Origin of the sequence: Citrobacter sp. Cpo142, assembly GCF_030332425.1 — a bacterium.
GTDB lineage: Bacteria > Pseudomonadota > Gammaproteobacteria > Enterobacterales > Enterobacteriaceae > Citrobacter > Citrobacter portucalensis.
Genome location: NZ_JAOWHW010000011.1, coordinates 1 through 5,226, shown reverse-complemented (window position 1 = coordinate 5,226; position 5,226 = coordinate 1). Strand labels below are relative to the sequence as shown.

Below are 5,226 nucleotides of genomic sequence, written 5' to 3'. Positions count from 1 at the left end.
CCACTGACGTATCATTTGGTCCGCCCGAAACAGGTTGGCCAGCGTGAATAACATCGCCAGTTGGTTATCGTTTTTCAGCAACCCCTTGTATCTGGCTTTCACGAAGCCGAACTGTCGCTTGATGATGCGAAATGGGTGCTCCACCCTGGCCCGGATGCTGGCTTTCATGTATTCGATGTTGATGGCCGTTTTGTTCTTGCGTGGATGCTGTTTCAAGGTTCTTACCTTGCCGGGGCGCTCGGCGATCAGCCAGTCCACATCCACCTCGGCCAGCTCCTCGCGCTGTGGCGCCACTTGGTAGCCGGCATCGGCTGAGACAAATTGCTCCTCTCCATGCAGCAGATTACCCGGCTGATTGAGGTCATGCTCGTTGGCCGCGGTAGTGACCAGGCTGTGGGTCAGGCCACTCTTGGCATCGACCAAGGTGCCTTGAGTCATCATGACGCCTGCTTCGGCCAGCCAGCGATTGATGGTCTTGAACAATTGGCGGGCCAGTTGATGCTGCTCCAGCAGGTGGCGGAAATTCATGATGGTGGTGCGGTCCGGCAAGGCGCTATCCAGGGATAACCGGGCAAACAGACGCATGGAGGCGATTTCGTACAGAGCATCTTCCATCGCGCCATCGCTCAGGTTGTACCAATGCTGCATGCAGTGAATGCGTAGCATGGTTTCCAGCGGATAAGGTCGCCGGCCATTACCAGCCTTGGGGTAAAACGGCTCGATGACTTCCACCATGTTTTGCCATGGCAGAATCTGCTCCATGCGGGACAAGAAAATCTCTTTTCTGGTCTGACGGCGCTTACTGCTGAATTCACTGTCGGCGAAGGTAAGTTGATGACTCATAATGAACCCTGTTCCATGGCTCCAGATGACAAACATGATCTCATATCAGGGACTTGTTCGCACCTTCCCTAGATACCGCAGAAGAGCTGTTTCGGCAAAAATACTGTAATAGGACTAGGCCGCTTTACATAAGCGGTACGGCTTTACTGGATCAGTCTAAACCTGTTTTATTCATCATTTACTTCGAACAATTCTTCAATAGATTTTGTCGGGTAAAAGAGCGAGTTACAGTTTTCTTCCTTTAACTGAATGAAACCCAGTCGAAGGTAGAATTTTTTGGCGTTGTCGTTCAGCGCTTCCACGAACATTCCGTGTATACCCACAGCCTGCGAGGCCTGATACACGACTTTCATCGCATGGGTAACAAGTGTTTCTCCATATCCCTGGTGGTGAATGCTTTTATCAATTGCCAGACGGCCCAAAGTCACGCTCGGCACATTCTTGTAGGGTACACGCTTTTGTTGTGTTTTGCTGGGTAGAAGTATTTTCTCAAAGCAACTTCCTGATAGCGTGTAGTACCCCATCACACGCGGTTTATTCTCTCTCGTCACGAGAACATAACCACGTAAGATCTTACTGTTATGCTGCCGTTTCAGATGGTCAGTAAGAAAAGTATTCAGATACTCTTCTCCACAATCGAAGTTGCTTAATTCATATTCAACTTCCTCTGAAAAAATCTCAATCCTTAAACCCTCCATTTATTACTCCAGTTCCCGGAGACGGTTAGCGGCGCGTTTCAGCCGGTCATTCGGTGCTGGCGGATTAATGATTGCATCCATAACCAGGTTCCAAGACTCCTCATTGAGGAGCAGACGACGGTGCTGGTCAATAACTTCTGCAGCGCGTTCTGAGGCGGTACTGACCATGAACTGCGAAATTGACTGGTTAGTCATTGCTGCAGCTTCTTCGATCATGTGTTTGTCGTCTTCATTTAATCTCAGGTCAATGCGCTGCTTTTTCAGTGCTGACATGGTTTCTCTCCCAGGCCACTCTTTAATCTGAGAGAGCGGACAGTTTTGTTGAGTTCGGGACTTAAGGCGATAGCATGTACGGATGTATACCGTACAATTATAATAGAGTTATGGTATGCATGTTTCAACCACTAGTTGGCTGTGGATCCGGGTACAGCACGTAAAGGTGTAGAGAAAAACTTCTCGATGTTGATCGGTCAGGCTCAAATTACCGTTGCTGTGTCTGATCGGAAGAAACCAGAATCAAACTGTACTATGTAACCTCCGTATCATGGCTCTGAGAGAAGTGCAGTTTTGACATAGTCTGTATTGAGAAATGAATAGATCAGTGCTCGCCGCAGTCCGGTGACCGGGCTTATGCCCGCGAACCGGCGAGGAAGCGCAATAGCACAGATGCTGGCAGGAGCAGGTACGCGTTGTTGCCGGTATGAAAAGGGATCATTAATGAACAGTCTGAATTACCTTGTCGGTCAGCAGGTTATCCACATATACAGTCATTCGATCCAGTAATAAGATCCTTAAAGCGATCCCTGTAAGATCCAAAGAAGATCCCGACACCTCTGAAGGCCGCGTCAGGACTGAGCCTGGAGCATGATCACATAAGCTGTAGCATGTTAATCATAAGCTGTAACTGGTAGACAATAAGCTGTATTATGCAACGGATATGCTGTAATAAGCGATTGATATAAACTACAGTGAGTATGTCACCTGAAAGTTCATCAGGGCTGTGCATAAACTGAAGCCAGTTGTCTGGCGTTTTACAGGCCATAACATGAGAACAGTGGCTGCTTTTATTCTAAAACAATCCACCGATCGGGGGGCTCTCTGGACAAGGACAATCTGGACTTAAAAAAGTTGTTTGAAGAGGTGGATAAATCCTCCGGTGAAGTCGTAAATCTCACTCCTAATGCCAGTAATACAGTGCAGCCAGTGGCACTGATGCGGCTCGGAGTGTTTGTCCCTACTCTCAAATCACTGAAAAACAGTAAAAAGAACACGCTTTCGCGTACTGATGCGACGGAAGAACTGACGCGTCTATCTCTCGCCAGAGCCGAAGGGTTTGATAAGGTGGAGATCACCGGTCCCCGCCTGGATATGGATAATGACTTCAAGACCTGGGTAGGGGTGATCCATTCCTTTGCACGCCATAAGGTTATCGGCGATAAGGTTGAACTGCCGTTTGTTGAGTTCGCCAAACTCTGTGGGATCCCCTCCAGTCAGTCATCACGCAAGCTCCGGGAGCGTATCAGCCCCTCGCTAAAACGTATCGCGGGTACCGTGATCTCGTTTTCCCGCACGACCGAAAGTCACACCAAAGAGTACATCACACACCTGGTGCAGTCGGCCTACTATGATACGGAGAAGGATATCGTCCAGTTGCAGGCCGATCCGCGCCTCTTTGAACTCTACCAGTTTGACCGGAAAGTGTTACTGCAGCTCAAGGCCATCAATGCCCTGAAACGCCGGGAGTCCGCCCAGGCCCTTTATACCTTTATAGAGAGTCTGCCCCGGGATCCGGCACCGATATCTCTGGCGCGTCTGCGGGCCCGCCTGAACCTGAAATCCCCTGTGTTCTCGCAGAACCAGACGGTGAGGCGTGCCATGGAGCAGCTCCGGGAGATTGGCTATCTGGATTACACGGAGATCCAGCGGGGACGCACTAAACTCTTCTGCATTCATTACCGGCGGCCCAAGTTAAAACCACCGCATGATGAGAGTGCTGAGAACCCTCAACTGCCAGCCGCACCGGGTGATGTGAGTCCGGAGATGGCTGAGAAATTGGCGCTTTTAGAGAAACTTGGCATCACGCTCGATGACCTGGAAAAACTCTTCAAATCCCGCTGAACATAAGCTGTAGTGAGTAACACCTCTCTGTTTACTTGCTACAGCTTATATTGCTGCCTCTGGTGAGTGTCCTGCTCACTACAGCTTATATAAGCGGTGATGAGTGCGGCTCATGTCTGAGGCCCGTGCTTCCTGAGCAACAAACTTCCACCATTGTTTTTCTGCAGTTGCCGCAGCCCTGCGGACTTATTGCATCAGGCTTCCACATATCACAATCTGCTTACTCCAGCTTATGTTGCCTGCTACAGCTTATTTCACTCACTACAGCTTATCTCCGGGAAGATTTACTCACTACAGCTTATATAAACTGTGGCGAGTGACGTTGTCACGTCAGAGGGGGAAGTGTCCGGAGGATCTGCGCGGCATCATGCCCGTCACCGGTGAACGGCACGGCTAGTGTGGCCGCCATATCCAGCGCAAACACTCTGGTATATACCTCCATCGAGCGCGGATCCTTGTGGCCGGCCAGCGCCTGAATCACTTTCCGGGGCTGGCGGTGATAGAGCATATGCATGATATAGCTGTGCCGGAAGGTATGGGGCGTTACCGGAATTGAAAAATGGACCCCGTCAGCTTCGGCCCGCTTAACGGCCTGCTTCAGCCAGTTACGCATGGTTTCATCGGTGACGGCCCACAGCGGTTCACGCCGGCGGGGACGGGTGGTGACCATCCAGCTCGCCATCTGCCTGACATAGCTTATATCGGTCAGCGGGACCAGGCGGACCTCATCTTTCGGTGGGCGCCCGCGTCGGGCCCGTACTTTTTCAGACAGTACCCGCACAAAGGGTCGCAGACCATCGAGATCAAATGACTCCGGGGTCAGCGTCCGGGCTTCTCCGATACGGATACCGGTGTTCCACATGGTGGCGAACAGCATGTGATGGCGCTGGTCGGGCATATACCAGAGGAGGGCACTCACTTCCGGCGCCAGCAGATAAGCCGGGGTGGCACCGGTGGAGGTGGCCATGCGTCGTAATGCCACGGCGGTCGCAAAATCAACGCCCGGGGCGATCGGCAACAACGAAACGCGTTCTGGTGAATTCTGCAGGGGAATGACGTTGTTCATCGGCTATTTTTCACGTAGCGCACGCACTTTTTATGGATACAGGTATTTTGCACCTGACCGGCCGATCCTGCCATGACAATAAATCGCAGCGCGCGGATCCTTTTATTGTCTTATCCCGCATTATTGCGGGTAAAACCAAATGCGTAAAGGATCCTTTTTCAACATAGATCCACGTTAAAGCCAGTCATGACGCGGCCTGAGGGCTGTTTTACGGTTTTTGGGAGAAATGGGGTAATGCCAGGACATACATGATCGGACCATAATGAGAATGGAGCAGAGAAGAAGAGGATGCGCTACGTGAATTCTGACCTGGTACACCCCTGTAACCCTGTCAGTTTTCACGTAGCGCAATGTGGTAACTGACTATTGCCAGTTGATATGACGGCCGGCATTCTGATGCTGACTTAATATACGGATAATAGGTAATGCTGCCAACTTACTGATTTAGTGTATGATGGTGATTTTAAGGTGCTTGCGTGGCTTCCATTTCCATCAGATGTC

At 50.7% G+C, this 5,226-nt stretch carries 6 protein-coding genes; 1 reads left to right on the top strand and 5 read right to left on the bottom strand.

All coding sequences use genetic code 11. The features are described from left to right. The 4 genes from OGY18_RS00075 to OGY18_RS27430 form a co-directional block, all read right to left on the bottom strand. Nucleotides 1–843 (bottom strand): IS5 family transposase (locus tag OGY18_RS00075; protein WP_286551130.1); only part of this gene is annotated, 843 nt, incomplete at its 3' end. 167 nt (nucleotides 844–1,010) lie between these two features. Next, on the bottom strand, nucleotides 1,011–1,541 hold the full coding sequence (locus OGY18_RS00070; RefSeq protein ID WP_022652313.1) for a GNAT family N-acetyltransferase: 531 nt from the start codon (nucleotides 1,539–1,541) through the stop codon (nucleotides 1,011–1,013). Nucleotides 1,542–1,544: 3 nt separating this feature from the next. Continuing rightward, entirely contained in the window at nucleotides 1,545–1,814 is a 270-nt protein-coding gene (locus OGY18_RS00065; protein WP_022652312.1) for a type II toxin-antitoxin system TacA family antitoxin, read from the bottom strand. A gap of 791 nt (nucleotides 1,815–2,605) precedes the next feature. Then, nucleotides 2,606–2,926, bottom strand: coding sequence for a hypothetical protein (locus OGY18_RS27430; RefSeq protein WP_502361632.1), 321 nt, complete (start codon nucleotides 2,924–2,926; stop codon nucleotides 2,606–2,608). Here OGY18_RS27430 and OGY18_RS00060 point away from each other — a divergent pair. Then, a complete protein-coding gene (locus OGY18_RS00060) occupies nucleotides 2,910–3,659 on the top strand; it encodes a RepB family plasmid replication initiator protein (protein WP_064754779.1) in 750 nt (249 codons plus the stop codon). The genes OGY18_RS27430 and OGY18_RS00060 overlap by 17 nt on opposite strands. 325 nt (nucleotides 3,660–3,984) lie before the next feature. Here the strand turns inward: OGY18_RS00060 and OGY18_RS00055 are convergent, their stop codons facing one another. Then, nucleotides 3,985–4,725 carry a tyrosine-type recombinase/integrase gene (locus tag OGY18_RS00055; RefSeq protein ID WP_022652310.1) on the bottom strand — a complete coding sequence of 247 codons (741 nt, stop codon included), beginning with the start codon at nucleotides 4,723–4,725 and terminating at the stop codon, nucleotides 3,985–3,987. Between the last annotated feature and the right edge of the window lie 501 nt (nucleotides 4,726–5,226).

Excerpts from the sequence above, each read along its gene's own strand:
- OGY18_RS00060 (WP_064754779.1), top strand. The coding sequence starts at position 2,910 with ATGGATAATGACTTCAAGACCTGGGTAGGGGTGATCCATTCCTTTGCA.
- OGY18_RS00070 (WP_022652313.1), bottom strand. The coding sequence starts at position 1,541 with ATGGAGGGTTTAAGGATTGAGATTTTTTCAGAGGAAGTTGAATATGAA.
- OGY18_RS00065 (WP_022652312.1), bottom strand. The coding sequence starts at position 1,814 with ATGTCAGCACTGAAAAAGCAGCGCATTGACCTGAGATTAAATGAAGAC.
- OGY18_RS00055 (WP_022652310.1), bottom strand. The coding sequence starts at position 4,725 with ATGAACAACGTCATTCCCCTGCAGAATTCACCAGAACGCGTTTCGTTG.